Raw genomic sequence first — 24,649 nt, forward strand, 5'->3', positions numbered from 1 at the left:
TCCTTGCGAGTGTTGTGGCCGGGGACGGTCATCATTCTGTTCAAGGCCGACCCGGTAGGGTAGGCCTGCTGCCATAAATCGCACGTTGCCGCACAGGCAACCGCCGATGAATCGTTCCTTGCAGCGTCTCGTCTGAAATCAAGCAGCCGGAATGTCGACTGGCTAACCCGCGAGCGCCGCTTCGATTGCCGCGATGTCTATCTTGGTCATTGTCATCATGGCGTCGAAAGCGCGCTTGGCCGCCGCTCGATCGGGGTTGGATATCGCGGCGCTCAGTGCACGGGGCGTGATCTGCCACGACAGGCCCCATTTGTCCTTGCACCAGCCACATACGCTTTCCTGGCCACCGTTTGCGACAATCGCGTTCCACAAGCGGTCAGTTTCGGCCTGGTCGTCGGTCGCCACCTGGAATGAAAAAGCCTCGTTGTGCTTGATCCCCGGCCCCCCGTTCAACCCGAGGCAAGGGATGCCCATCACCGTGAACTCGACCGTTATCACATCGCCTTGCTTGCCCGCCGGATAGTCGCCAGGCGCGTGATGGACGGCGGCGACCGCGCTGTCCGGGAATGTCTGGGCGTAGAACTCTGCAGCCTCCTGCGCAGTGCCGTCGTACCAGAGGCAAATCGTGTTTTTGCTGACCATTTTGCTTCTCCAGAATCAGGTCTGATACGTTCATTCCAGCCGCGTAGTCAGCCGGGCTGAACGTTGGCAAATCAACAGGCAAACCCCAAGTATTGTTCAAAGCGCTGATTTTTCAAAAATCGGCCAAAGGAGATTTTGATGGCCACGGCACATGTTTTCATTGCCACCAGTCTGGATGGCTTCATCGCCCGACCTGATGGCGACATCGACTGGCTGTTGCAGCGCGATGATCCGACTGAGGATCATGGCTACTCAGCCTTCATCGCCGATAAGGATGTGATTGTGATGGGGCGGGGAAGCTATGAGAAGGCGCTGACCTTCGACACATGGTTCTACGACCGGCCCGTCGTGGTGCTGTCTGAACAGCTGGCCGATTCGGCGGTGCCCGAGGCACTGACGGGCAAGTTGCGTTTCTCCAACCTCAAACCCAGGGACTTGATGGAAGAAATGGCGAGGCAAGGCGTGCGTCGGGTCTATGTCGATGGCGGGCAGTTGGTGCAATCATTCCTGCGCGAAGGGTTAGTCGCCGATATGGTGATTACCACTGTTCCTGTGCTGATCGGGTCGGGAAGGTCATTATTCGGGGCCCTTGAGCAGGACATTGATTTGAAACTGGTGTCCAGCCGCTGCTTTCCTTCGGGGTTGGTGCAGTCCACGTATCGGTTGAACCTATGACCCGCTTGCGTGGATGTCCGATCCAAGAGCAATCGATTCAGTCCTAGGAAACGACTACAAACATCAGGTGTTCAAGAGAATTTTCCGACAACTTTTCAAGGTTGCCGGGTGGGAAGGTGAATGGATAACCTCCGGATGTCGCTGCCAATTCAGCGACCGGGCCTGGAAACCTGAGGAGCAATAGGGCACAACAGCCCCCCCTCATGACATACTGCAGCGCTTTTTTACGCCAGCAGTTCTACGTTATGGCGGCTGTGTGCGGGAGACCTTCGAGTCTACCGGGTTCCTTTTGCCTCGGTTTTCCAGCCTGCGCACAGCTGCCACCCTTTCGCCTGGAAACGAAAGTGGCAGCTCCAACCCGCAAAAGGAATTTAACCATGCACAAAGTCACCCCCAATCCACCAGAAACCCCAAGCACTTCCCCTTACGCTTCCACCGACTCCAAAAAACTCCACGACGCCGCAGAGCGCGCGCTGGATCATTACCTCAAGCCGCCGTTCGACAAGGGCAACCTGCCCGATAAACGTCCCTCCAACATCTTCGCGGTCATCCCCGATCTGGATAACGAAACCCTGCTGGCTCACGCCTCGGAAACCCTGGCATCGCTGAATGTGCTGGCCAGCGATCTGGCGTTCGAGCTGGAGGGCACGCGCCGGCATGTGGCGTTGGCGATTCAGCAGATGATTTCGTTGGGGGAGTTGTTGGTGAATCGGGCGCTGGATAATTACGATCAGCCAGAGGCGCCGTAGTACCGCGTTGTAGCGAGGCGGCTTGCCCCGTCGGCCGGTCTGCGTTGGCTCGCGACCGGTCGGTGGGTTCGGTGCCGGCGCGGTTGCCGGCGTTGTGCCGTGGTGCTTATTTTACGGCGTAAAACTTGCGGACATACCGGGTGCTTTGCCAGGCGCACGGTGCGCCTTGCGGTACGAACACGGTGTCGCCGGTGTTGACCGTCAGGCTTGTACCGTCGGCTGCTCGCAGGGTGACGCTGCCTTCGATCAGGTGCATCAGCTCGTTGAGTTTATGCGGCCGGCCATGGCGTTCGTAGGGGGTCGAATCCCAGACGCCGACGCGCAGGTCGGTGATGCTGTCTTCAAAGGCATTGCGTGAGCGGCACTGCGGGGTAGGCCCGATCAGTATTTGTGGTTCCGGCGCGGCCGAAGGGGAGAGCATCGCTAGCGGGTCCAGCGCTGTCAGCCCGGGTGTCGGTTCAGCGCTGGGGTTGATCACGGCACAGAATGCCCAGCACGTCTCGGCTTGTGCCTCGATTCGCAGCGTGGTCCCACGACCGATGACCGCGCTGGCACCGATCCCCAGTTCCAGCGTCTGGCCTTTGGATTTCAACACGACGTGGCCGGCGTGGACCACGATCACTTCGGTGTGCGGGAAGTCATTGATATCGAGTGATTCGCTGGTGTTCACGGTCCCGGCGCAGATGCCATCGGGGCCGGTGTAGGCGACCTGACGGTGTTCCTTGAAGGGGTCGGCAGCGCTCAAGGATGCTGCATTGAAAGACGTGGCGACACGGCTTCCGTCAGCGCGAGCCAACAGCAGGACGGTAGGTTGAGACATGCGGGTGACGCTCCATGCAAATGGGGTGTGGAGGGTGTTGGAGAGCAGCGGCTGTTTTGCGCGCAGCTGTCAGCCAATGGCCTGGGTAACGAGTGCGAACTGTCGGACGCCATTGACCGCTTGCGGCGGTGTGCCCCGTGCCATTTGCGCCACGGTGTCGACTTGCTTGAGGCCTACCGAGTCCAGCCATTCGCTCAAGCCACTGTCCGCCGGAACGTCGATGCGCACGAAGGCCTCTGGTACGTGGGCCAGCAATACGGCGATCAGGTGTTTGGCCTGTTCGATGTTCTCGGCGACCACCGGGCCAAGGCCGCGACCACGGCCATAAGGGCGCAGCAGGGCGAAGGCGCGCACTTGGCCATCGCGCTCGATGACAGCCGAATGCTCGACCACATCGAACAGCTCGTTGAGCACCGTTTGCCGGTCCAGCCCGGTGCCCGCATTGGCCAGTTCCAGCACGCGGGCCTTATCGGCCTCACGCAGCGGGCGACAGCTTTCACCGTCGGCCAGCGGCACAGGTGCAACGGCTTGCGCCGGGCCCTGGTGTTGCTGAATCCGCCCGAACTCGACAAAGCCCTGACTCGCGTAAAGCGGCGCGCCGGCAAGGGTCGCGTTGAGTATCGGGGTGCGTGACTGGCACGCATCAAGTGCCTGCTCCATCAGCTTGCGGCCGATGCCCTTGCCTTGATAGTCGTCGCTGACGATCACCAGGCCGATGGTGGCGAAGTCGCCTTGGGGGCAGGTGAGCGCCGTGCCGATCAGACGCTCGCCATCGAGTGCCACAACGCCGTCGCTGAGGCGCAACACCATGGCCCAATCGTCCAGGCGATGGGGCCACTTCAATTGCACGGACAAGGCATGGGCCGAGGGCAGGTCGGCGGTCGTCATCGGGCGATAGACATAAGCAGAAGGGTGCGAGGCGGACATGGCGAGTCTCCGTTGGACAGTGTGCGCAATCAACCGGCTGTGCGGCGCGATGGTGCCTGTATCCCATCTGCGCGAAGGCCTGACAAGAGGGGCTGGAACATTCGGCAGATTCCGCACGCCCGAGGCCGCAAGACCACACTTACTACTTAATTGCCCGGCAAGGTCGGCAGCAAATGCTTGGGCTTTTTTTCTACGATGGAGGCCTGAGTTCACGACTCGCCGTCCCTTTTCTGGAGAGCTCCATGGATAGCTTCGATCCTCGCCTTATCGCTGTGCGCAGCGCTCACTTCATTGCCGGTAAATACCGCGATGCTCAACCGGGGCTTGAGGTGGTGCGGCCGTCGGATGGCCAGGTCTATGCCCAGTTGCCGATTGCCGATGCCGACCTGGTGGATGAAGCGGTCAACGATGCCTGGCAGGCGTTCAATCACAGCGACTGGGCCAGCCGCCCACCCCGGGAGCGGGCGCGGGTCATGCGCCGTTGGGCCGATCTGATCGAAGCGGACGCCGCTGTCCTGGCGCCGTTGGAAGCGGTGGGTTCGACCCGTCCCCATAAAGATGTGATCGCCTGGGATATTCCCTACGTCGCCGAGGGCATTCGGTTCTTTGCCGAGCTGGCGGACAAGCATGGCGGTCATGTGGCCGCCACCCAGACCGATCGACTGGGCATGCAGATCGCCGAACCTTACGGTGTGATTGCCGCCATCGCGCCGTGGAATTTCCCGTTGAGCATGGCTTCGTGGAAAGTCGCGCCGGCGCTGGCTGCAGGCAATGCCGTGGTGCTCAAGCCTTCGGAGCTGACGCCGTTCTCGAGTCTGCGCTTTGCCGAGCTGGCGTTGCAGGCGGGCATGCCGGCGGGGATCTTCAACGTGATTCAGGGCGATGGTCGCGTTACGGGCGATGCCTTGTGCCGTCACCCGCGAGTGGGCAAGGTGACCTTTACCGGTTCCACCGCGACCGGCTCGAGCATCATGTCCACCTGTGCGCTGGTCGGTCCGAAACCAGTCACCCTGGAACTCGGCGGCAAGAGCCCGCAGCTGGTCTTTGCCGATGTGCCGGATATCGCCAAAACCGCTCGCACAGTGGCCATGGCCATAACCGGTAATGCCGGGCAGGTGTGCGTGTCCGGGTCTCGGCTGTTGATCCAGCGTTCAATCATGGAACCGTTTATCGCCCACTTGCAGGCGTATTTCGAGGAACTGCGCCCCGGCCCGACCTGGTCGTCCGAGAGCACGCTATCGCCGATCATTTCCCGGCTGCAGGCCAGCCGCATCGATGGCATCGTCCAGCGCTCGCGTCAGGCCGGTGCCGAAGTGCTGACCGGTGGCGGGTTGTTCGAGGGGCTCGGTGGCGCCTATTACCAGCCAACCTTGCTCACCGGCCTGGACCACCAGAACCCGGCGATCTGCGAAGAAATCTTCGGCCCGGTTCTGACAGTGCAGGCGTTCGACGATGAAGAGCAGGCGCTGAGCCTGGCGGCACATGCGACTTACGGTCTGGCGGCGGGTGTGCACACGGCCGACATCAACCGTGCCTTGCGTCTGGTTCGGCGCCTGGAAGCGGGGACGGTGTGGGTCAATCGTTACGGACGCAGTAACGACTACATCCTGCCGACCGGTGGCTACAAACGCTCCGGCATTGGCAAGGACCTGGGGCGTGAAGCGTTCGAAGCCAATTTGCGCTTCAAGAGTGTGCTGATCGATATCGTCCAGTAACACACGAACCCCTGTGGGAGCGAGCCCCTGCTCCTGATGAGTCCAGTCCGCTCAACATCAATGTCGCCTGTCAGACCGCTATCGCGAGCAGGCTCGCTCCCACAGGTCCTATACAACCTCCGGATCTTCAACACGCTTTAATCAGCATCCAAACGGGCGCTTCCTCAGGGAAGCGCCCGTTTTCGTTCTGCTTGGCGCAGGTTCTGCGGTCAATCCGTTTGCGCTTGAGCCTTGCGGCGTTATAAAGGCCCATAAGAGCGCATGAATACGGGGTTTGCCCAAGGCTGGAGCGACCCGCAAAGTCTGCTGAGGGGGGGCGCTAAAACGGTGGTTTGTATCGAGCAGAGGTCGCTTTTAACGCCATCTGCTGATTTCACGGTGGTGTAATGACGGTGTGCTGCAGCGTTGCATCACGGCTCCCGGAACGGAGCGAATGCTTGTCACGCCATGACATCAACGAACTTCAGGACCGCACTCAATGAGCTTTCTTCGCCCCAAATTCATTACGTTCGACTGCTACGGTACGCTGACCAATTTCCACATGGGTACGATGACTCGCGAGCTGTTCGCCGATCGCGTGGTGCCCGAGCAGATGGAGCAGTTCGTCAGGGACTTCTCGGCCTATCGGCTGGACCAGGTCATGGGTGACTGGAGGCCGTATGACGAAATCCTCAAGACCGCGCTGGCGCGGACCTGCAAGCGTTGGGGTATTGAATACCGTGACGAAGGCCAGCTGTATTACGACGCCGTGCCGACCTGGGGCCCGCACCCGGACGTACCGGCCGGCCTGTCGAAAATCGCCGACAAGATCCCGCTGGTGATTTTCTCCAACGCCAGCAACAGCCAGATCATGTCCAACGTCGACAAGCTCGGCGCACCGTTTCACAAGGTTTTTACCGCCGAGCAGGCACAAGCCTACAAACCGCGCCTGGCTGCGTTCGAGTACATGCTCGACAACCTCAATTGCGGCCCGGAAGACATCTTGCATGTGTCGTCGAGCTTCCGTTACGACCTGATGCCGGCCCACGACATGAAGATCAAGAACAAGGCCTTCGTCGCCCGTGGTCACGAAGTCCCGGCCAACGCTTTCTACGAGTACCGGCAGATCACCGACATCGGCGGGCTGGCGGCGCTGGTCGGTCTCTAGTCGTCTTCGTAACGGCACTCTTCACGGCAGCATAAGGGGTTAGACATGGGCAGTGAATCCTACTGGCTCGACACTGCACCGGCGTTCACCGGGGCTCAGACCGGCGCGTTACCTGGGCAGGTCGACGTGGCCATTGTCGGGGGTGGTTTCACCGGCCTGGCGGCGGCTCGGGCGCTGGCCTTGAAGGGCGCCAGTGTGGTGGTGCTGGAGGCCGGCAGGGTGATCGGCGAAGCCTCGGGTCGCAACGGCGGGCAGTGCAATACCGGCGTGGCCCAGGATTACGCCGGCCTGAGCGCCAGCCTCGGCGCGGACAAGGCGCGGGCCTATTACAAGGCTTACGAGAGTGCCGTGCACAGCGTGGTTTCGCTGGTGGAGCAGGAGCAGATCGCCTGCGACCTCAAGCGTAACGGCAAGCTCAAGCTGGCCGCCAAGCCGATGCACTACGAGGGCCTGGCACGGACTTGCGAGTTGATTCGCCGAGAGGTCGATGCCGATGTCGAGTTACTGACTGCCGAACAGATCCGCGCTGAAGTCGACTCGGCCCAGTTCCACGGAGGATTGCTGCAGCGCAACGGCGTGCAGATGCATGTCGGGCGCTTCGGCGTCGGAATGGCCGAAGCAGCGGCACGGCACGGTGCGTTGATCTATCAAGACACGCCGGTGACGGACTGGAAAGCCCAGGCGGGCGGCTATCAGGTCAATACCGCCAAGGGGTCGCTGCACGCCGGGCAAGTGCTGCTGGCGACTGGCGCCTGTCAGCACGGCGGGTTGGGCTGGTATCGGCGGCGGATCGTGCCGGTGGGCAGTTTCGTGATCGCCACCGAGGTCCTTCCGCAGAGCCTGATCGACCAGTTGCTGCCTGGTCGGCGAGCCTATGTCACCAGCCGGATGATCGGTAACTACTTTCGCCTGACCCCGGACAACCGTCTGCTGTTTGGCGGCCGTGCGCGGTTTGCCATGTCCGACAGCGTCTCCGACGCCAAGAGCGGCAAGGTGCTGCGGGCGGCGATGGTGAAGATGTTCCCGGCGTTGGCCAAGGTGAAGATCGATTACTGCTGGGGCGGGCTGGTGGACATGACCTCCGACCGGTTGCCCCGTGCCGGCCAGCACGGCGGGGTTTATCACTCCATGGGCTACAGCGGCCATGGGGTGCAGATGTCGGTGCACATGGGCCAGGTGATGGCCGACGTGATGGCTGGCAAGGTCGAGGCCAATCCCTGGCGCGAACTCGACTGGCCGGCGATTCCCGGGCATTTCGGCAAGCCGTGGTTCCTGCCGCTGGTGGGCGCTTATTACCGGTTCCAGGACTATTTGCATTGAGTTGATGTTGTGGCTTTACCGTCGTTTGCGTCTCAAAACGCTCCGGACAACCGCGAGTGAACCTTCTCATTATCGACAGGTGCAACTGATATGACTGATAACAAGATCGACTCCAAACTGATCTCCGGCCAGGAAAGCCTGAGAGTCTTCGAAGGCCTCAATCGCGGCATGTCGCGCCGCAACGCGTTGCAATTGCTCGGTGTCGCCGGGGTGGCTGCAGCGGGCGCCGGCAGCCTGTTCGGCGCCGCCGGCAAACTGTTCGCCGACGAAGCCGCGAGCCCTGGCAAAGGCAAGCCGGGCGGGCGGATTCGCGTCGCCGGCATGTCCAGCTCCACCGCCGATACCCTGGACCCGGCCAAAGGTGCGCTGTCCACCGACTATGTGCGCCACTATATGTTCTACAACGGCCTGACCCGTTTCGACAGCCATCTGGTGCCGCAACTGGAGCTGGCCGAGCGCATCGACAACACTGATGCCACGCTGTGGACCATCACCCTGCGCAAGGACGTGACCTTCCACAATGGCAAAACCCTGAGCGCCGCCGACGTGGTGTTCTCGCTGTCGCGACACAAGGACCCGCTGACCGGTTCCAAGGTCATGCCGCTAATGGAGCAGTTCGCCGAGATCAAGGCCACTGGCCCCAATGAAGTACAGATCCGCCTGAGCGCGCCGAACGCCGAACTGCCGTCGATCCTGGCCGTGTCGCACCTGCTGATCGTTCCCGAAGGCACCACCGACTTCAACCAGGGCATCGGTACCGGGCCGTTCAAGGTCAAGGAGTTCAAACCGGGCGTGCGTTCGATTGCTGCGCGCAATACCGGCTACTGGAAACCGGGCCTGCCTTACCTGGACGAGATCGAGTTCATCGCCATTGCCGACGAGCCATCGCGGGTCAACGCGCTGCTGTCGGGCGACGTGCACATGATCAACGAGGTCAACCCGCGCTCCACCACGCGAATCAAGGCCAGCGCCGGTCACCGCGTCGTCGATGCACCCTCGGGCAACTACACTGACTTGATCATCCGTCAGGATCAGATGCCCGGCAAAAGCGCGGAATTCACCCAGGCCATGAAGTACCTGATGGACCGCGAACAAATCAAATCCGCGGTGTTCCGTGGTTTTGCGGTGGTCGGTAACGACCATCCGATTGCCCCCGGTTCGCGCTACTACAACGCTGACCTGCCGCAGACCGTCTACGACCCGGAGAAAGCCAAGTTCCTGCTGAAGAAAGCCGGCATGGACAGCATCAACATGCCGCTGGTGGCATCACCTGCCGCGACCGGTTCGGTGGACATCGCCGTGCTGTTGCAGCAATCGGCGAAACAGGCCGGGCTCAAGCTCGACGTCAACCGCCTGCCCAGCGACGGCTACTGGTCCAACCACTGGATGAAGCACCCGTTGAGCTTCGGCAACATCAACCCGCGGCCGAACGCCGACGTGATGTTTTCGCAGTTCTTCCAGTCGAGCGCGCCGTGGAACGAATCCGGCTGGAAGAACGACCAGTTCGACCAGTTGCTGATGCTCGCCCGGGCGGAAACCGACGACGCCAAGCGCGGCAAGATGTACGCGGACATGCAGACCCTGGCGCATGACCACTGCGGTATCGGCATCCCGGTGTTCATCAGCAACATCGACGGCGTCGACCAGCGCGTCAAAGGCTATGGCAGCAACCCGTTGGGCGGCTTCATGGGCTACATGTTCGCCGAGCAGGTCTGGCTGGATGCTTGATGCGCCGATGAGGTTTGTGCCGTAGCAACATTGCAGGAGAACAGGGCGATGAATAGCAACACACTGTGGTTGATCGGCCGGCGTATGGGCGCCGCGATCGTGACCTTGTTGATCGTCTCCATGGTGGTTTTCGCCATCACGGCGGTACTGCCGGGGGACGCGGCACAACAGGCCCTCGGGCAGTTCGCCACGCCGGAACAGGTGGCGGCACTGCGGCTGAAACTGGGGCTCGATCAGCCCGGTGTGTTGCGTTACCTGCACTGGTTGATGAGCCTGCTCAGCGGCGACATGGGCCTGTCGGTCTCCAACGCCATGCCGGTCAGCGACTTGATGGCCGGTCGGGTGCCCAACACCTTGATGCTGGCGGCCGCCACGGCGCTGGTGTCAGTGCCGGTGGCGCTGATTCTGGGCATCGGTTCGGCCATGGGCCGGGGCGGGCGCATCGACAGCTTTCTCAGCTTTGTCACCCTGGCGATGGTCGCCGTACCGGAGTTTTTGGTGGCAACCCTGGCAGTGCTGATTTTTGCGGTGAACCTGGGCTGGTTGTCGGCGCTGTCCTATGCCAGCGACATCACTTCACCGCTGCAATTTCTGCGCACCTACGCCTTGCCGGTGATGACGCTCTGCTGCGTGATCGTTGCGCAAATGGCGCGCATGACCCGGGCGGCGGTGATCGATCAACTCGACAGCCCTTATGTGGAAATGGCCCGGCTCAAAGGCGTGAGCCCGGTGCGGATCGTCCTGCGCCATGCCTTGCCCAATGCCATCGGGCCGATTGCCAATGCCATCGCCTTGAGCCTGTCCTACCTGCTGGGCGGGGTGGTGATCGTCGAGACGATCTTCAACTATCCCGGCATCGCCAGCCTGATGGTCGATGCGGTGACCAACCGTGACATGGCGCTGGTCCAGGCCTGCACCATGCTGTTTTGTACGGCGTACCTGGGGTTGGTGCTGATTGCCGACCTGTGCGCGATTCTTTCCAATCCAAGGCTGAGAAACCAATGAACAAGCTCATTGTGAAATCGATGCCTGTGACCCCCGACCTGTCGGTTGGCAAGGTGTCAAACGGGCCATCCTGGCTGGGTCTGGTCGGGGCAGCGATGTGTTTTATCTGGTTGCTGGTGGCGGTCTTCGGCCCGTGGCTGGCGCCGCACCCGGTCGGTGAAGTGGTCTCCGACAATGTCTTCGATAGCCTGAGTGCAGCGTACCCCTTTGGCACCGATTACCTGGGCCGCGACATGCTCAGCCGAATCCTCGTCGGCGCCCGTTTCACGGTCGGCCTGGCGCTGGTTGCCGCCGTGCTGGCCAGCGGTCTGGGCACCAGCTGCGCACTGTTGTCGGTGGTTTCGCCGAAATGGCTGGATGAAATCATCAGCCGCTTGATGGACGCGTTCATTTCGATCCCGAGCAAGATGCTGGCGCTGATCATGGTCTCGGCCTTCGGCTCTTCGGTGACGTTGCTGATCTGCACCGCGGTGCTGAGTTTCACCCCCGGCGCGTTCCGCATTGCCCGCAGTATGGCGGTGAACATCGAAGCGCTGGAGTACGTGCAAGTGGCCCGAACCCGTGGCGAACGCCGGCTGTATATCGCCTGTGTGGAAATCCTGCCCAACATGCTCAACCCGGTGCTGACTGACCTGGGGCTGCGTTTCGGTTTCATTGTGTTGTTGCTCAGCGGCATGAGCTTCCTTGGCCTGGGTGTGCAACCGCCCGATGCCGACCTCGGGTCGCTGGTGCGCGAGAACATTGGCGGCCTCAATCAGGGCGCGCCGGCCATCGTGATTCCGGCGCTGGCCATCGGCACTCTGACCATTGGCGTGAATCTGTTCATCGACAGGCTGTCGTCCCGACGTAGTCGACGTACGGGGGGGCATTGAGATGAGTGAATTGATTCGGGTCCAGGACCTGCGCGTGGTCGCCTGTGGCGAGCGCGGCGAAGTAGAAATCGTCAAGGGGGTGAGCTTCTCCCTGGAAAAAGGCGAAGTGCTGGCGCTGATCGGTGAGTCGGGCTCCGGCAAGACCACCATCGCCCTGGCGCTGCTCGGTTACGCCCGGCGTGGTTGCCGGTTGGCCGGCGGCGTGGTGCAGGTCGGTGAACACGACATGCTGGCGTTGAGCGAACGCGAACTGCAAGGCCTGCGCGGGAACCGTGTGTCGTATATCGCGCAAAGCGCTGCGGCGGCGTTCAACCCGGCGAAAAAACTCATCGACCAAGTGGTGGAGGGCGCGCTGATTCATGGCCTGGGCAACCGGACCGTGCTCGAAGCCAAAGCCATCGAACTGTTCCGCGACCTGGCCCTGCCGGACCCTGAACACATCGGCCAGCGCTACCCGCATCAAGTGTCCGGCGGGCAATTGCAACGGGTGATGGCGGCGATGGCGCTGATCAGCGATCCGCTGCTGGTGGTGCTCGACGAACCGACCACTGCGCTCGACGTGACTACTCAAATCGACGTGCTGCGCGCCTTCAAACGGGTGGTGCGTGAATGTGGAGCGACGGCAGTCTACGTGTCCCACGACCTGGCCGTGGTGGCGCAAATGGCGGATCAGATCGTCGTGTTGAATGGTGGCCAAATCTTCGAGCAGAGCGCCACCGCGCCGCTGCTCAAAGGCCCGGCCCATGAATACACCCGTAGCCTGCTGGCGGCGGCGCGCCCGGATACGACGATCCGCCCGCCGTGCGGTGTGGCCGAAGATCAGCCACTGCTGACCATCAAAGGTTTGACCGCTGGCTACGGCAACAAGAATACCCAAGGCATGCCGTCGATCCGCGTGCTGGAAGACATCGACCTCACGGTGCGCAGGGGCCAGGCCATCGGCGTGATCGGTGAATCGGGTTCCGGCAAGTCGACTCTGGCGCGGGTGGTGGCCGGGTTGCTGACACCGGCGTTGGGTGGCCTGACCTTTGATGGTCAGCCACTGGGCGGCAGCCTGTCCGAGCGTACCGACGAACAGTTCCGGCGCATTCAAATGGTCTTCCAGAACGCCGACACCGCGCTCAATCCGATGCACAGCATCAGCACCATTCTGAGCCGGCCGCTGAAGATGTATTTCGGCCTCAAGGGCGCCGCATTGCACGAGCGTATCGGCGAGCTGCTGGACCTGGTGCGCTTGCCGCGGAGCCTGGCCGAGCGTCGGCCGAATGAACTCTCCGGCGGGCAAAAGCAACGGGTCAACCTGGCCCGGGCACTGGCGGCCAAGCCGGACCTGATTCTGTGCGACGAAGTGACCTCGGCGCTGGATACGGTGGTCGGCGCGGCGATTCTTGAACTGCTGCGCGACCTGCGTCAGGAGCTGGGGGTGTCGTATCTGTTCATCAGCCACGACATCTCCACCGTGCGTGCGCTGTGCGACGACATCGTGGTGATGTACAGCGGCTACAAAGTTCAGGAGGGCAGTCGGCAGTCGTTTGCCCAGGCGCCTTTCCATCCTTACACCGACCTGTTGATTCATTCAGTGCCGGAGCTGCGTCAGGGCTGGCTGGAAAACTGCGGCACCACCTGCGGCACGCTGCCGCCGATCGGTGCCAAGGCTAACGTGCCGGAGTTGTGCACGTTTCTCAATCGTTGCCCGGTGCGGGTCGATGGCCTGTGCAATCGCACCGCGCCGAACCGCCGGACGCTTGTCGGCGGCAGTGAAATCCTTTGTCACCACGACAGTGCCGAGCTGCTGAAAACCCAGCAGGATTTGAACAGCATGATTCAGGGAGCCTATGCATGAAGGGGCGTTTTGTGAGGCTGGCCGAGCAGGGCCGGCCGACTGTCAAACTGACGGTGGACGGCACACCCATCGAGGCGTTGCAGGGCGACACGCTGATGGTCGCGTTGCTGACCCAGGGTTCGGCGCTGCGTCAGTCGGAGTTCGACTCGGGCCGGCGGGCCGGTTTTTGCCTGATGGGCGCCTGTCAGGATTGCTGGGTCTGGACCCGCAGCGGCGAACGGCTGCGTGCCTGTTCCAACGAAGTCCGTGAAGGGCTGGATATCGTCACTACACAACCGGAGGCGATATGGCCACTGCACGGCTGAGCACTCATCGAGTGGTGATCGTCGGCGCCGGGCCGGCCGGCATTCGCTGCGCCGAAACCTTGCTGGCGGCGGGCTGCAAACCGATCCTGATCGATGAAAATCGTCGCGATGGCGGGCAGATCTACCGCCGCCAACCAGAAGGTTTTACCCGCGATTACACCACACTCTACGGCACCGAAGCGGGCAAGGCCAAAGACTTGCATCAAAGCTTCGACCGCTTGCGCGGGTTGATCGACTACCGCCCGGACACGCTGGTGTGGAACCTCACGCCGGGGCAACTGTGCTGCGTCAGCCAGGGCAAACACTCGACCGTGGATTACGACGCGCTGATCCTCTGCACCGGCGCCACCGACCGCTTGATGCCGATCGAAGGCTGGCAACTGGCTGGCACCTACAGCCTCGGCGGCGCGCAGATCGCGCTCAAGTCCCAGGCGGTGTCGATTGGTCATCGCGTGGTGTTCATGGGCAGCGGGCCGTTGCTGTATCTGGTCGCCAGTCAATACCTCAAGGCTGGTGCCAACGTGGCGGCGGTGCTCGACACTTCGCCGCTGAGCAAGCGCATCGGCGCCTTGCCGAAACTGCTGGCGCGCCCCGGAGTGCTGTTCAGCGGGATGAAACTGTTGGCGCAGCTGTACCGGGCGAAGATCCCGGTGCACCTGGGGATTTCTCCGTTGCAAGTGCTGGGCGATGCCCAGCGCGGTGTCAGTGGTGTGCGGGTGCGGACCGCCGAAGGCAAGACGTTGACGGTGGAGTGCGATGCCGTGGCGCTGGGTTATCACCTGCGCCCGGAAACCCAACTGGCGGATCTGGCCGGTTGCTGTCTGCGCTTCGATGAAGCGTCCAGTCAATGGTGGCTGGCCGTCGATGAAGAAGGCCGGACCTCGGTAAATGGCGTGTATGCCGCCGGCGATGGCTCGAAAATTCGTGGCGCGGATGCCGCCGAGCACGCCGGGCGCCTGGTGGCCATGGCTCTGCTGGAGGATCTGCACCAACCGGTGGACGCCGGGTTGCGCGACGAACAGCGGCACGCCCTGGCGGGAATGGACCGGTTTCGTCTCGGTTTGGCCGAGGCATTTCCCTGGCCGTCGGCGCAAGCCAAAGCCTTGCCGGACGCCGCCATTGTCTGCCGCTGCGAGATGATCAGCGCCGGCGAGTTGCGGGCCGTGGTCCGGGAGAAAGGGGCTTGTGAGGTCAACCGGGCCAAGGCGTTCAGCCGGGTCGGCATGGGCCGGTGTCAGGGCCGTTATTGCTCCCAGGCCGGGGCCGAGGTGATTGCCGCTGCGGCCGGCGTCAACGTGCAACAGGTCGGCCGCCAGCGTGGTCAGGCGCCGGTCAAACCGCTTTCGATGCTCACCGAGGAGGTGTTGCCATGACGCTACAGAAAGCCGATGTGGTGATTGTCGGGGGCGGTCTGATGGGCTCGGCGGCGGCGTTTTTCCTGCGCCAGCGCGGGCAGTCGGTGATCTTGCTGGAGCGCGACCAGATCGGTCAGTACGCCAGCGGCGTGAACTTCGGCAACGTCCGGCGCCAGGGGCGATTCCTCGGGCAGCTGGAATTGGCCAACCGCTCCTGGGCGTTGTGGAAACGCCTGCCGGAGCTGATCGACGACGATCTCGAATTCATCGCCAGCGGGCACATGCGGGTGTGCTACCGCGAAGACGAAATCGCTGAACTGGAGGCCTACGCCGCCGCCCCCGAGGCTGCGCAACTGGACCTGAAAATCTATCGCGGCGCCGAGTTGCACCAGCGTTTTCCGTTTCTTGGGCCTGACGTGAAGGGCGGCTCCTACGCGCCCCACGACGGCCATGCCAACCCGCGTCTGGCCGCCCCGGCGTTTGCCCGGGCCGCGCGGCGCCTTGGCGCACGGATCGAAGAACAGACCGAAGTCGCCGAAGTGCAAAAGGTTGGCGGTGAGTTCACCGTCACCACCACCGATGGTCGGCAGTTCAGCGCCGAACAGTTGCTGATTACCGCCGGTGCCTGGGGCCAGAAGCTGTCGGCGCAGTTCGGCGAACCGGTGCCGCTGGACACTCACGGCCCGCAAATGGCCGTGACCGAGCCGGTGCCGTACGCCTTGCCGACAGTGATCGGCGTGTACACGAAAATTCCTGAGGAAGTGATTTATTTCCGGCAGATCCCGCGCGGCAACATCGTCATCGGCGGTGGCTACCGCAGCAAGCCGGACATGCTGAACCGTCGGGCCCAGGTCGAGCCGCGCAGCATCCTCAACCAGATCCAGCAGATGCGGCGCCTGCTGCCGGGTGTCGGCAACCTGAACATCATCCGCGTCTGGAGCGGCATCGAAGGTTACATGCCCGATTCCCTGCCGGTGATGGGCCCCAGCGGTACGGTTGACGGGTTGTTCTATGCGTTTGGCTTCTGTGGTCACGGTTTCCAGCTTGGCCCGGGTGTCGGCGACGTCATGGCCGAACTGATCAGCACCGGCAGCACCTGCACTTCGATTGAGCCGTTCTCCATTCGCCGGTTCGCCCTTTCAGCCGAGCAACGGAGCAAGGCCTCATGAAACCCCGTGTACTGGATATTCTCAAACGCCTGATGGCCTTCGATACCGTGTCTTCGGAGTCGAATATGGCCTTGATCGAGTACGTACGCGACTTGTTGCTGAGCAAGGGCATCGAGTCGCTGATCGTCAAGGACTCCACCGGCAAAAAGGCCAACCTGTTCGCCAGCACAGGCCCCAAGGAGTTGCCGGGGATTCTGCTGTCCGGGCACACCGACGTGGTCCCGGCAGCCGGCCAGGCCTGGACCGTTCCGGCGTTTCAGGCGACGGTGCAGGAGGGGCGGATTTACGGGCGCGGCAGCTGCGACATGAAGGGGTTTATCGCGTTGGCCATCGACGCCATGCTCGACGCCGCCGACCATTCGTTGAGCCGTCCACTGCAACTGGCGCTGTCCCATGACGAAGAGACCGGCTGCGTTGGCGTGCGGCGTTTGCTCGATGTGTTGCACCTGGCGCCAGTGCGGCCATTCCTGTGCCTGATTGGCGAGCCGACCAACATGCAGTTTGTGCTCGGGCACAAGGGCAAGGGTTCTTACCGCACGTACTGTCGAGGCCTGGAGGCGCACTCATCGCTGGCACCGCGCTCGGTCAATGCGATCCACGTGGCCTGCGATTTCATCGCGGCACTGCGTCAAAGCCAACAGCAATTGCAAGAGCAGGGCGCTCAGGATGCGGACTATGACGTGCCTTACAGCACGGTGCATGTCGGGCAGATTGTCGGCGGCAAGGCGCTGAACATCGTGCCGAACCTCTGCACCCTCGACTTCGAAGTGCGCAACCTGCCGGCAGACGATCTGGATCAGTTCCTGGCGCAAATGCAAGAGCGTGCCGAGGTGATCGTGCGCGAGGCCAAAAAGCTCTCCAGCGTGGCGGACATCGAGATCGAAACCCTCAATGTCTATCCAGGTCTCGATACCCATCCGAGTGTCGAAGCAGTGCGCTTTCTGAAGAACTTCGCCGCGCCGGATACCGGCATGTCCAAAGTGTCGTTCGGTACCGAAGGCGGGTTGTTCAAGCAGCGCCTGGATGTACCGGTGGTGGTCTGCGGACCGGGCTCGATCGAACAGGCGCACAAGCCGGACGAGTTTATCGAGATCAGCCAGATGGAGGCCGGGGAGCGGTTTCTTGAAGGCCTGACCGGTTCTTTGAAGTTGTAAAAGAATTAAATGTGGGAGCGAGCCTGCTCGCGATAGCGGTGTGTCAGGCAATATTGGTGTTGATTGATAAGCCGCTATCGCGAGCAGGCTCGCTCCCACAGGGTTTTGTGTTTGTCTGATAGACCATATCTCCTTCGGTAGAGCCTGCCGTCCCACCGCAAATTTCAGCATCCGACACTGCCCTCAAGGCGCTTTCAGCATCCTCTTGCGAGGCACCTCCCTAGACTGGCAAGTGTCTCGGATCAGGACCTTCATCATGCTCAAGAATCGTTTGAAAGACCCAAGCCTTTTGGCAGAACTCGCCTACATCGACGGGCAGTGGATCGGCGCCGACAACGCCGCGACCCTGGACGTCGTCAACCCGGCCAACGGCCAGTTCCTCGCCCGCGTACCGGCGATGCAAAGCACGGAAACCCGCCGCGCCATCGACGCCGCCGAAAAAGCCTGGCCGGCCTGGCGCGCCCGCCCGGCGGCCGAGCGTGCGGCGCTGCTGGAGCGCTGGTATCAGGCGATGATCGACAACCTCGATGACCTCGCGTTGATCATGACTTGCGAGCAGGGCAAACCGCTGAACGAAGCCAAAGGCGAAATTCGCTACGGCGCCGGTTTCGTCAAATGGTTTGCCGAAGAGGCCCGCCGGGTTTACGGCGAAACCATACCGGCCCCCAGCGGCGACCGCCGACTGCTGACCCTCAAGCAACCGGTGGGTGTCTGTGCGGCCATCACCCCGTGGAACTTCCCCAACGCGATGATCACCCGCAAGTGCGCACCGGCCTTGGCGGCGGGTTGTCCGATCATCGTCAAACCCTCGGACCTGACGCCGTTGTCGGCGCTGGCCCTGGCGGTGCTGGCCGAGCGCGTCGGCATTCCGGCCGGGGTGTTCAACGTGCTGACCGGGATGCCCGCCGGCATCGGCGAAGAGCTGACCGGCAACCCGACTGTACGGAAGATTTCCTTTACTGGCTCGACGGCGGTGGGCCGCTTGCTGATGCGCCAGAGTGCCGAACACATCAAGCGCTTGAGCCTGGAGCTGGGCGGCAATGCGCCGTTCATTGTGTTCGACGATGCTGACCTGGAGCAGGCAGTGGCGGGCATCATGCTCAGCAAGTTTCGCAACGCCGGGCAGACCTGCGTCTGTGCCAACCGCATCCTGGTGCAGGACGGCATCTACGAGCGCTTCGCCCAGCGGCTGGTGGAGGAGGTGGGCAAGCTCAAGGTTGGTAACGGCCTCGACGCCGACGTCACCATCGGCCCGCTGATCAATCCGGCGGCGGTGAGCAAAGTCGCCCGGCATATCGACGATGCCCTGAGCCAGGGCGCGCGCTTGCTCTGCGGCGGTATTCCCGAGGGCGACAGTCAATTTGTCCAGCCAACGGTACTCGGCGATGCCCACGCCGGCATGCTGCTGGCCAACGAAGAAACCTTCGGCCCGGTGGCGCCGCTGATGCGTTTTACCGAGGAGGCCGAAGCACTCGCGCTGGCCAATGCCACGCCTTATGGACTGGGCGCCTACTATTTCACTCAGGACCTGCGCCGCTCGTGGCGTTTCGGCGAAGCGCTGGAGTTCGGCATGGTCGGCCTCAACACCGGGATCATTTCCATGGAAGTCGCGCCGTTCGGCGGCATCAAGCAGTCGGGCCTGGGCCGTGAAGGCAGCAAGTACGGCCTGGACGAATACCTTGAAGTCAAAGCCTTCCACATTGGCGGGCTGTAACTCACAGACACGGGGAGCCACGATTGATGAGCAAGACATTCAGAATCGCCGCGATTGCCGGCGACGGCATCGGCAAGGAAGTCCTGCCCGAAGGGCTGCGAGTCCTGGAGCAGGCCGCGAAGAAATGGCAGCTGGAGTTGAGCATCGAGGTGCTCGACTGGGCGCACTGCGATTATTACCTGGAGCACGGGCAGATGATGCCTGACGACTGGTTCGAACAGCTCAAGGGCTTTGACGCGATCTACTTCGGCGCCGTGGGCTGGCCAGACAAGGTGCCGGATCACATTTCCCTGTGGGGGTCGCTGCTGAAATTCCGTCGGGATTTCGACCAGTACGTGAACATCCGCCCGGTGCGGTTATTCCCCGGCGTGCCGTGCCCATTGGCCGGACGCAAGCCGGGGGACATCGATTTCGTGGTGATTCGCGAAAACACCGAAGGTGAATATTCCTCGGTTGGCGGCAAGATGTTCGAAGGCACCGAGCATGAGTTCGTGCTGCAAGAGTCGGTGTTCACCCGACGCGGGGTCGACCGGATTCTCAAGTTCGCCTTCGAGCTGGCCCAGACCCGGCCGCGCAAACGCCTGACGGCGGCGACCAAGTCCAACGGGATTTCCATCAGCATGCCGTACTGGGACGAGCGCACCGCATTGATGGCCGCGCAGTACCCGGAGATCACCTGGGACAAACAGCACATCGACATTCTGTGTGCGCGTTTCGTGTTGCAACCGGACCGCTTCGATGTGGTGGTGGCGTCGAACCTGTTCGGCGACATTCTCTCCGACCTCGGGCCGGCGTGTGCTGGCACCATCGGCATTGCGCCGTCAGCGAATCTCGACCCGGAGCGGCGTTTTCCATCGCTGTTCGAACCGGTGCATGGCTCGGCGCCGGATATCTACGGGCAAAACATCGCCAACCCGATTGCGATGATCTGGTCCGGGGCATTAATGCTCGATTTCCTCGGTAACGGTGATGAGCGTTATCGCGCGGCCCATGACGGGATTTTGCAGGCAATCGAGCGGGTGATTGCCGAGGGGCCGATCACGCCGGATCTGGGTGGGAAGGGCTCGACTCAGGATGTTGGAAAGGCGATTGCCGACAGACTCTGAACCCACCACCGACCAGTGTGGGAGCGGGCTTGCTCGCGAAAGCGGTGTGTCAGGCGACATCAATATCGACTGACACACCGCTTTCGCGAGCAAGCCCGCACATTTGGTCTGTGTTTTAGTCAGTAGCCTTGGGTGCGATCGATCTGGCCCACCATCGGCTTGCCACTTTGATGACGCCGAATATTTTCCAGCAACACTCCGAACGCACTTTCCGGCTGTGTCATCGCCGCGATGTGCGGGGTCAGCAGAATCTGCGGATGGTCCCAAAACGGATGATCCACCGGCGCCGGTTCTTCCTGTAGCACATCGAGTACCGCACCACTCAGTTGCCCGCTGTCCAGCGCCTCCAGCAAATCACGTTCCACCAGATGCCCGCCACGGCCCATGTTGATCAGCGCTGCGCCACGGGGCAGTTGCTGGAACAGTGTGCGGTCGAGGATGCCGTGGGTCTGTTCGGTCAGCGGCAGTACGCACAGCAGAATGTCGCACTGGCCCAGGAACGCTGGCAGCTGCTCGTTGCCGGCATGGCAATCGACGCCCGGGACTTGATGGGCGCTGCGCGCCCAGCCGGACAACGTAAAACCCAGGGGCTGCAAGGTCGCCAGAATCTGCCGGGCCTGGGTGCCGAGGCCCATGACGCCAACCCGGCGCTTGGCCGCCGGTTGCAGCAAGTGAGCCTGCCAGCAGCGGGCCATTTGTTGCTGGCGATAGCGCAGCATGTCCCGGTGCAGGCTGAGCACCGCAAAACAGGCGTATTCGCACATGCCGCGAGTGATGCCCGGGTCCAACAGGCGCACCACTGGCAAGCTTGTCGGCAAGCGGCTCAAGTCCAGTTGATCGACCCCGGCGGACAACGCAAACAACACGCGCAGGTTGGGCAGCAGAGCCTCGAGATCATCCGGTGCCTGCCAGGCGGCGAGGTACTGAATGTCCTTGGGGTCGCCGATGTCCGGCCAGGCGCGCCATTCGATATCCGGGGCATGCTCGGCGAACAGCGCTTTCCACTGTTCGCCGCGTACCGGGTCAGCTTTATAAAGCAGGGCCATGGGCATTTCCTGAAGGGTGAAGAGGCTGTCCATCATCGCGCAACGCCAGCGCAGGATCTGTCGAAAGGGCCGGGTTAAACGCGTTGCACCTGTTTCTATCAGGCATGCCCCGGCAGATTCGGCGGGCTGAAGGAATCTGCCGTTTGGCGGGGTGAAAACAGTCGATCCGAATTTCTCAGGGCGCAAGTTCGGCGTAGTTCGTTTTGCGCAAGCCTTAATCTGAACACCATCGCAACCACTTCCCGGTTGCCGGACTCACGATGGGAAATGCCATGAACAGCAAAGTCGACGAAACCCCTCATTTGCTCCGTCAGCGCGATCAATTCGTGCCACGTGGCCTGGTTACCGCTCACCCGTTGGTGATCGATCGCGCCCAAGGTGCCGAATTGTGGGATGTGGACGGCAAGCGCTACCTGGATTTTGTCGGCGGCATTGGTGTGCTGAACATCGGCCATAACCACCCCAAGGTGGTCGCCGCGGTGCAGGCCCAGTTGCAAAAGGTCTCCCACGCGTGTTTTCAGGTGGTGGCCTATAAGCCTTATCTCGATCTGGCCCAGCGCCTGTGCGAAATGATCGGCGGCAATGAAGCGTATAAAGCGGCGTTCTTTACTTCTGGCGCCGAGGCCGTGGAAAACGCGGTGAAGATTGCCCGCGCTCATACCAATCGCTCGGCGGTGATTGCGTTTCGTGGCGGGTTTCACGGTCGCACCCTGCTCGGCACCACGCTGACCGGCATGAGCCAGCCGTACAAGCAGAACTTCGGGCCGTTCGCGCCGGAGGTGTTTCACACGCCGTATCCGAACGCTTATCGCGGCGTCAGCAGTGAGATGGCCCTCAAGGCACTGGACGAGTTGCTGGCCACCCAGGTCGCCCCTGAGCGGGTCGCGGCAATCATCATTGAACCGGTCCAGGGCGACGGTGGTTTCCTCTCGGCACCGGTGGAGTTCCTTCAGGCGCTGCGTGCCCTCACTGAAAAACACGGGATTGTGCTGATTCTTGATGAAATCCAGACCGGTTTTGGCCGTACCGGCAAGTGGTTCGGCTTCCAGCACGCCGGCATCCAGCCGGACCTGGTGACCGTCGCCAAGAGTCTTGCCGGTGGTCTACCGTTGTCCGGTGTGGTCGGCAAGGCCGGGATCATGGACGCGCCATTGCCTGGTGGCCTGGGTGGTACTTACGGCGGTAACGCGCTGTCATGCGCCGCAGCGCTGGCGGTGATTGAAGCCTACGAGCAAGAACAGCTGCTGGCGCGTGGCGACGCGCTGGGCGATCGTTTGCGTCAGGGGTTGCTGCGCTTGCAGGCCCGTCACCCACAAATCGGCGACGTGCGCGGTAGCGGGTTCATGCTGGCGATCGAACTGATCAAGGATGACGACGCACGTACCCCGGATGCGGACCTGAATCAGCGGCTGATCGACGAAGCCCGAGCGGGGGGGCTGCTGGTGATCAAATGCGGCGTGTACCGCAACGTGCTGCGCTTCCTTGCGCCGCTGGTGACAACAGAAGATCAGATCGACGAAGCGCTGCAGATTCTTGAAGCAGCATTGGCACGCGTCTTGAACTGAGTTCATGCCTGCTCCGGGCGATACTGCAAGGTATCGCCCGTGAGCATTTATGGAGCATGGGGTGACGGAGTGCATTATTGGAGGCTTGGCGTACCATGGGGCTGACTGATTATCGAGCGTTGCTCATCGATTGCGATGAAGTCCTGGTCGATCGCGATTCGGGAGTCTGGACGGCGCTGCAACCGCTGCTCGACAGCCTTGGCGGTCGTCCGGACAAGGAACAGGTATTGGCCGAGTACGGCGAGGTGGTGCGTGCGCTCTACCCGCGTTTCGGTGAGCTGGGCTTTAGTGGCTTGCTGTGTTTCGCCCATCGCCAGTTGGCCGAGCGCTGGGGGCTGAAAGCCAGTTGGGAGGAGGGCATGAGTTTTGCCCGTTCGGTGGCCAGTTGGTCGCTGTTCGAGGATGCGCCCGGCGCGATGTTGTACCTGCGCAAGTTCTATCGCTTGCTGGTGCAGGGCGATCGGGATGCCGAAGATCGAGGGCTGCTCTGTGAGCGTTTGGGAGTCATGCCCGACGACTTCATTTCACTGGCCAGTGATCCCTTGCTGGATCGGGACTGGTTACAGGCCAATGGGCTTGAGGCCCGGGAGATCCTGCAAGTGACCCGACCTTCTGCCGGTCGGCAGGCGACCAGCGATGTGTGCCTGATTTGTCGCGGGCGGGCAAAACCGGCAACGTCGTGTGCGGCGGATTACTGCATCAACAGCATGGCTGACCTGGTGGCTCAGCATCAGCTGTCTTTACGGCGCTGATTTTGCTAGAAGATTGTCCTACAAACGGCAATCAAGAGGTACGCAATGGAAGGTTTAGTGAAACTGGACCGGATCGACATCAGCATCTTGGTTGAGTTGCAAAAAGACGGGCGCATGACCAACGTCAGCCTGGCCGATGCCGTGGGGCTGTCAGCCAGCCCGTGCCTGCAACGGGTCAAGCGACTGGAGTCGGCCGGGTACATCTCGAGTTACAAGGCGCATTTGAACCTGGCCAAGATCACTGACTCGGTCACGGTGTTCACCGAGATCACCCTGAGCGATCACAAACGCGAAGACTTCGCCAAGTTCGAGTCCAATATCCGCCTGGTGGATGAGGTGCTCGAATGCCATCTGATCAGCGGTGGCTACGATTATCTGGTGCGCTTCATGACCCGCAGCATCCAGCACTATCAGGAAGTGATCGAAAGCCTGCTGGACAAGAACATCGGGATTTCCAAGTACTTCAGTTACATCGTCATCAAGTCGCCCGTGCTCAAGGACGGCGTGCCGCTGCGCAAATTGCTGCGCCATTGAGACGTTCTCGATAACCGCTTGTCGCCCGCCGTGTCTTTGCAAGAGACACACGCCGGGCGGCGCCTCAGGCATCGCGCAACAGGTCGTGAGTGTTAAGCAGCTCGTAGGCAATCTCGGGGTGTTTTTCCAGACCGCGACGAATGGCGGCCGGAATCGACTGGCGGGTTTTGCGGCACAGCCCTGGCAGCTCCAGAAGCTGAATACCGATGCCGCGCATGCTTCGCACTTCGTGCACGCTGGGGGTGATGTGCACGCGAATGCCTAGCTGCTCATACATCCGCCGCTGCATGTGCTCGAGGTCGGCCAGGCTCTGCAGATTCTCCAGCCGGTCGAGCAGGCGATTTTCCTCCTGGCGGGTCAGGTGCAGGATGCGCAAATCCGCGCTGGGTATGTCCAGCAACTGTTCGCGCCTGCAATCGCAGGCGCCGGGCGGACAGGGTTGTCGAATCTGGAGAGAGGCTGTCATGGTCTCCAATCATAGCTATCGGCAACCGCTATTGCCCAGC

At 61.9% G+C, this 24,649-nt stretch carries 23 protein-coding genes; 18 read left to right on the plus strand and 5 right to left on the minus strand.

The features are described 5' to 3' along the window. Positions 1-162 precede the first annotated feature (162 nt). On the minus strand, positions 163-642 hold the full coding sequence (locus AC1DIH_RS21830) for a VOC family protein (RefSeq protein WP_477773254.1): 480 nt from the start codon (positions 640-642) through the stop codon (positions 163-165). Between the two features lie 138 nt (positions 643-780). Here AC1DIH_RS21830 and AC1DIH_RS21835 point away from each other — a divergent pair, with 138 nt between their 5' ends. Together AC1DIH_RS21835 and AC1DIH_RS21840 are read left to right on the plus strand one after the other, a co-directional pair. Further along, positions 781-1,317: a dihydrofolate reductase family protein gene (locus AC1DIH_RS21835; protein WP_477773255.1), complete on the plus strand. Its 537-nt coding sequence runs from the start codon at positions 781-783 to the stop codon at positions 1,315-1,317. Positions 1,318-1,694: 377 nt separating this feature from the next. Beyond that, positions 1,695-2,066 carry a DUF6124 family protein gene (locus AC1DIH_RS21840; protein WP_429538530.1) on the plus strand — a complete coding sequence of 124 codons (372 nt, stop codon included), beginning with the start codon at positions 1,695-1,697 and terminating at the stop codon, positions 2,064-2,066. Positions 2,067-2,172: 106 nt separating this feature from the next. Here the strand turns inward: AC1DIH_RS21840 and AC1DIH_RS21845 are convergent, their stop codons facing one another. Both AC1DIH_RS21845 and AC1DIH_RS21850 read right to left on the minus strand, forming a co-directional pair. Beyond that, positions 2,173-2,886: a cupin domain-containing protein gene (locus AC1DIH_RS21845; protein WP_477773256.1), complete on the minus strand. Its 714-nt coding sequence runs from the start codon at positions 2,884-2,886 to the stop codon at positions 2,173-2,175. 69 nt (positions 2,887-2,955) lie between these two features. Beyond that, positions 2,956-3,813 (minus strand): GNAT family N-acetyltransferase, encoded by an 858-nt coding sequence (locus tag AC1DIH_RS21850; protein ID WP_477773257.1) that lies wholly within the window; start codon positions 3,811-3,813, stop codon positions 2,956-2,958. 242 nt (positions 3,814-4,055) lie between these two features. Between AC1DIH_RS21850 and AC1DIH_RS21855 the strand changes: the two genes are divergently transcribed. The 13 genes from AC1DIH_RS21855 to AC1DIH_RS21915 all read left to right on the plus strand — a co-directional run bounded on the left by AC1DIH_RS21855 (position 4,056) and on the right by AC1DIH_RS21915 (position 20,246). Next, positions 4,056-5,528, plus strand: a complete 1,473-nt coding sequence (locus AC1DIH_RS21855; RefSeq protein WP_477773258.1) for an aldehyde dehydrogenase family protein — start codon at positions 4,056-4,058, stop codon at positions 5,526-5,528. Positions 5,529-6,006: 478 nt separating this feature from the next. Next, a complete protein-coding gene (locus AC1DIH_RS21860) occupies positions 6,007-6,675 on the plus strand; it encodes a haloacid dehalogenase type II (RefSeq protein WP_427527489.1) in 669 nt (222 codons plus the stop codon). 45 nt (positions 6,676-6,720) lie between these two features. Then, a complete protein-coding gene (locus AC1DIH_RS21865) occupies positions 6,721-7,995 on the plus strand; it encodes an NAD(P)/FAD-dependent oxidoreductase (protein WP_477773259.1) in 1,275 nt (424 codons plus the stop codon). 90 nt (positions 7,996-8,085) lie between these two features. Then, positions 8,086-9,723, plus strand: a complete 1,638-nt coding sequence (locus AC1DIH_RS21870) for an ABC transporter substrate-binding protein (protein WP_427527485.1) — start codon at positions 8,086-8,088, stop codon at positions 9,721-9,723. A 48-nt stretch (positions 9,724-9,771) separates the two neighbouring features. After that, on the plus strand, positions 9,772-10,728 hold the full coding sequence (locus AC1DIH_RS21875) for an ABC transporter permease (RefSeq protein WP_054597943.1): 957 nt from the start codon (positions 9,772-9,774) through the stop codon (positions 10,726-10,728). Continuing rightward, on the plus strand, positions 10,725-11,600 hold the full coding sequence (locus tag AC1DIH_RS21880; protein WP_054597942.1) for an ABC transporter permease: 876 nt from the start codon (positions 10,725-10,727) through the stop codon (positions 11,598-11,600). The genes AC1DIH_RS21875 and AC1DIH_RS21880 overlap by 4 nt, the downstream gene beginning before the upstream one ends. A 1-nt stretch (position 11,601) precedes the next feature. Further along, on the plus strand, positions 11,602-13,443 hold the full coding sequence (locus AC1DIH_RS21885) for an ABC transporter ATP-binding protein (protein ID WP_477773260.1): 1,842 nt from the start codon (positions 11,602-11,604) through the stop codon (positions 13,441-13,443). Further along, positions 13,440-13,748 carry a (2Fe-2S)-binding protein gene (locus AC1DIH_RS21890; protein ID WP_347927131.1) on the plus strand — a complete coding sequence of 103 codons (309 nt, stop codon included), beginning with the start codon at positions 13,440-13,442 and terminating at the stop codon, positions 13,746-13,748. The genes AC1DIH_RS21885 and AC1DIH_RS21890 overlap by 4 nt, the downstream gene beginning before the upstream one ends. After that, the gene (locus tag AC1DIH_RS21895) at positions 13,730-15,121 is read left to right on the plus strand and encodes an FAD/NAD(P)-dependent oxidoreductase (protein WP_477773261.1); all 1,392 of its coding nucleotides are present in this window, start codon (positions 13,730-13,732) and stop codon (positions 15,119-15,121) included. The genes AC1DIH_RS21890 and AC1DIH_RS21895 overlap by 19 nt, the downstream gene beginning before the upstream one ends. After that, positions 15,118-16,272 (plus strand): NAD(P)/FAD-dependent oxidoreductase, encoded by a 1,155-nt coding sequence (locus tag AC1DIH_RS21900; protein ID WP_477773262.1) that lies wholly within the window; start codon positions 15,118-15,120, stop codon positions 16,270-16,272. The genes AC1DIH_RS21895 and AC1DIH_RS21900 overlap by 4 nt, the downstream gene beginning before the upstream one ends. Beyond that, positions 16,269-17,426 carry an acetylornithine deacetylase gene (gene argE, locus AC1DIH_RS21905; protein ID WP_477773263.1) on the plus strand — a complete coding sequence of 386 codons (1,158 nt, stop codon included), beginning with the start codon at positions 16,269-16,271 and terminating at the stop codon, positions 17,424-17,426. The genes AC1DIH_RS21900 and argE overlap by 4 nt, the downstream gene beginning before the upstream one ends. Positions 17,427-17,682: 256 nt before the next feature. Next, positions 17,683-19,140, plus strand: a complete 1,458-nt coding sequence (locus tag AC1DIH_RS21910) for an NAD-dependent succinate-semialdehyde dehydrogenase (RefSeq protein WP_477773264.1) — start codon at positions 17,683-17,685, stop codon at positions 19,138-19,140. 26 nt (positions 19,141-19,166) lie between these two features. After that, positions 19,167-20,246, plus strand: a complete 1,080-nt coding sequence (locus AC1DIH_RS21915) for a tartrate dehydrogenase (RefSeq protein WP_019689743.1) — start codon at positions 19,167-19,169, stop codon at positions 20,244-20,246. A 119-nt stretch (positions 20,247-20,365) separates the two neighbouring features. Here AC1DIH_RS21915 and AC1DIH_RS21920 read toward each other — a convergent pair whose 3' ends face one another. After that, positions 20,366-21,292, minus strand: a complete 927-nt coding sequence (locus tag AC1DIH_RS21920) for a 2-hydroxyacid dehydrogenase (RefSeq protein ID WP_477773265.1) — start codon at positions 21,290-21,292, stop codon at positions 20,366-20,368. Positions 21,293-21,564: 272 nt separating this feature from the next. On the opposite strand from AC1DIH_RS21920, the gene gabT reads away from it, so the two are divergent. The 3 genes from gabT to AC1DIH_RS21935 all read left to right on the plus strand — a co-directional run bounded on the left by gabT (position 21,565) and on the right by AC1DIH_RS21935 (position 24,143). After that, on the plus strand, positions 21,565-22,857 hold the full coding sequence (gene gabT, locus AC1DIH_RS21925) for a 4-aminobutyrate--2-oxoglutarate transaminase (RefSeq protein ID WP_477773266.1): 1,293 nt from the start codon (positions 21,565-21,567) through the stop codon (positions 22,855-22,857). A 95-nt stretch (positions 22,858-22,952) separates the two neighbouring features. Continuing rightward, entirely contained in the window at positions 22,953-23,609 is a 657-nt protein-coding gene (locus AC1DIH_RS21930; RefSeq protein ID WP_477773267.1) for an HAD family hydrolase, read from the plus strand. 45 nt (positions 23,610-23,654) lie between these two features. Beyond that, on the plus strand, positions 23,655-24,143 hold the full coding sequence (locus AC1DIH_RS21935; protein WP_008055821.1) for an Lrp/AsnC family transcriptional regulator: 489 nt from the start codon (positions 23,655-23,657) through the stop codon (positions 24,141-24,143). Between the two features lie 64 nt (positions 24,144-24,207). Here the strand turns inward: AC1DIH_RS21935 and AC1DIH_RS21940 are convergent, their stop codons facing one another. Beyond that, a complete protein-coding gene (locus tag AC1DIH_RS21940) occupies positions 24,208-24,609 on the minus strand; it encodes a hypothetical protein (protein WP_477773268.1) in 402 nt (133 codons plus the stop codon). Positions 24,610-24,649: the final 40 nt, after the last annotated feature.

The organism is Pseudomonas sp. 05N36 (assembly GCF_056397385.1).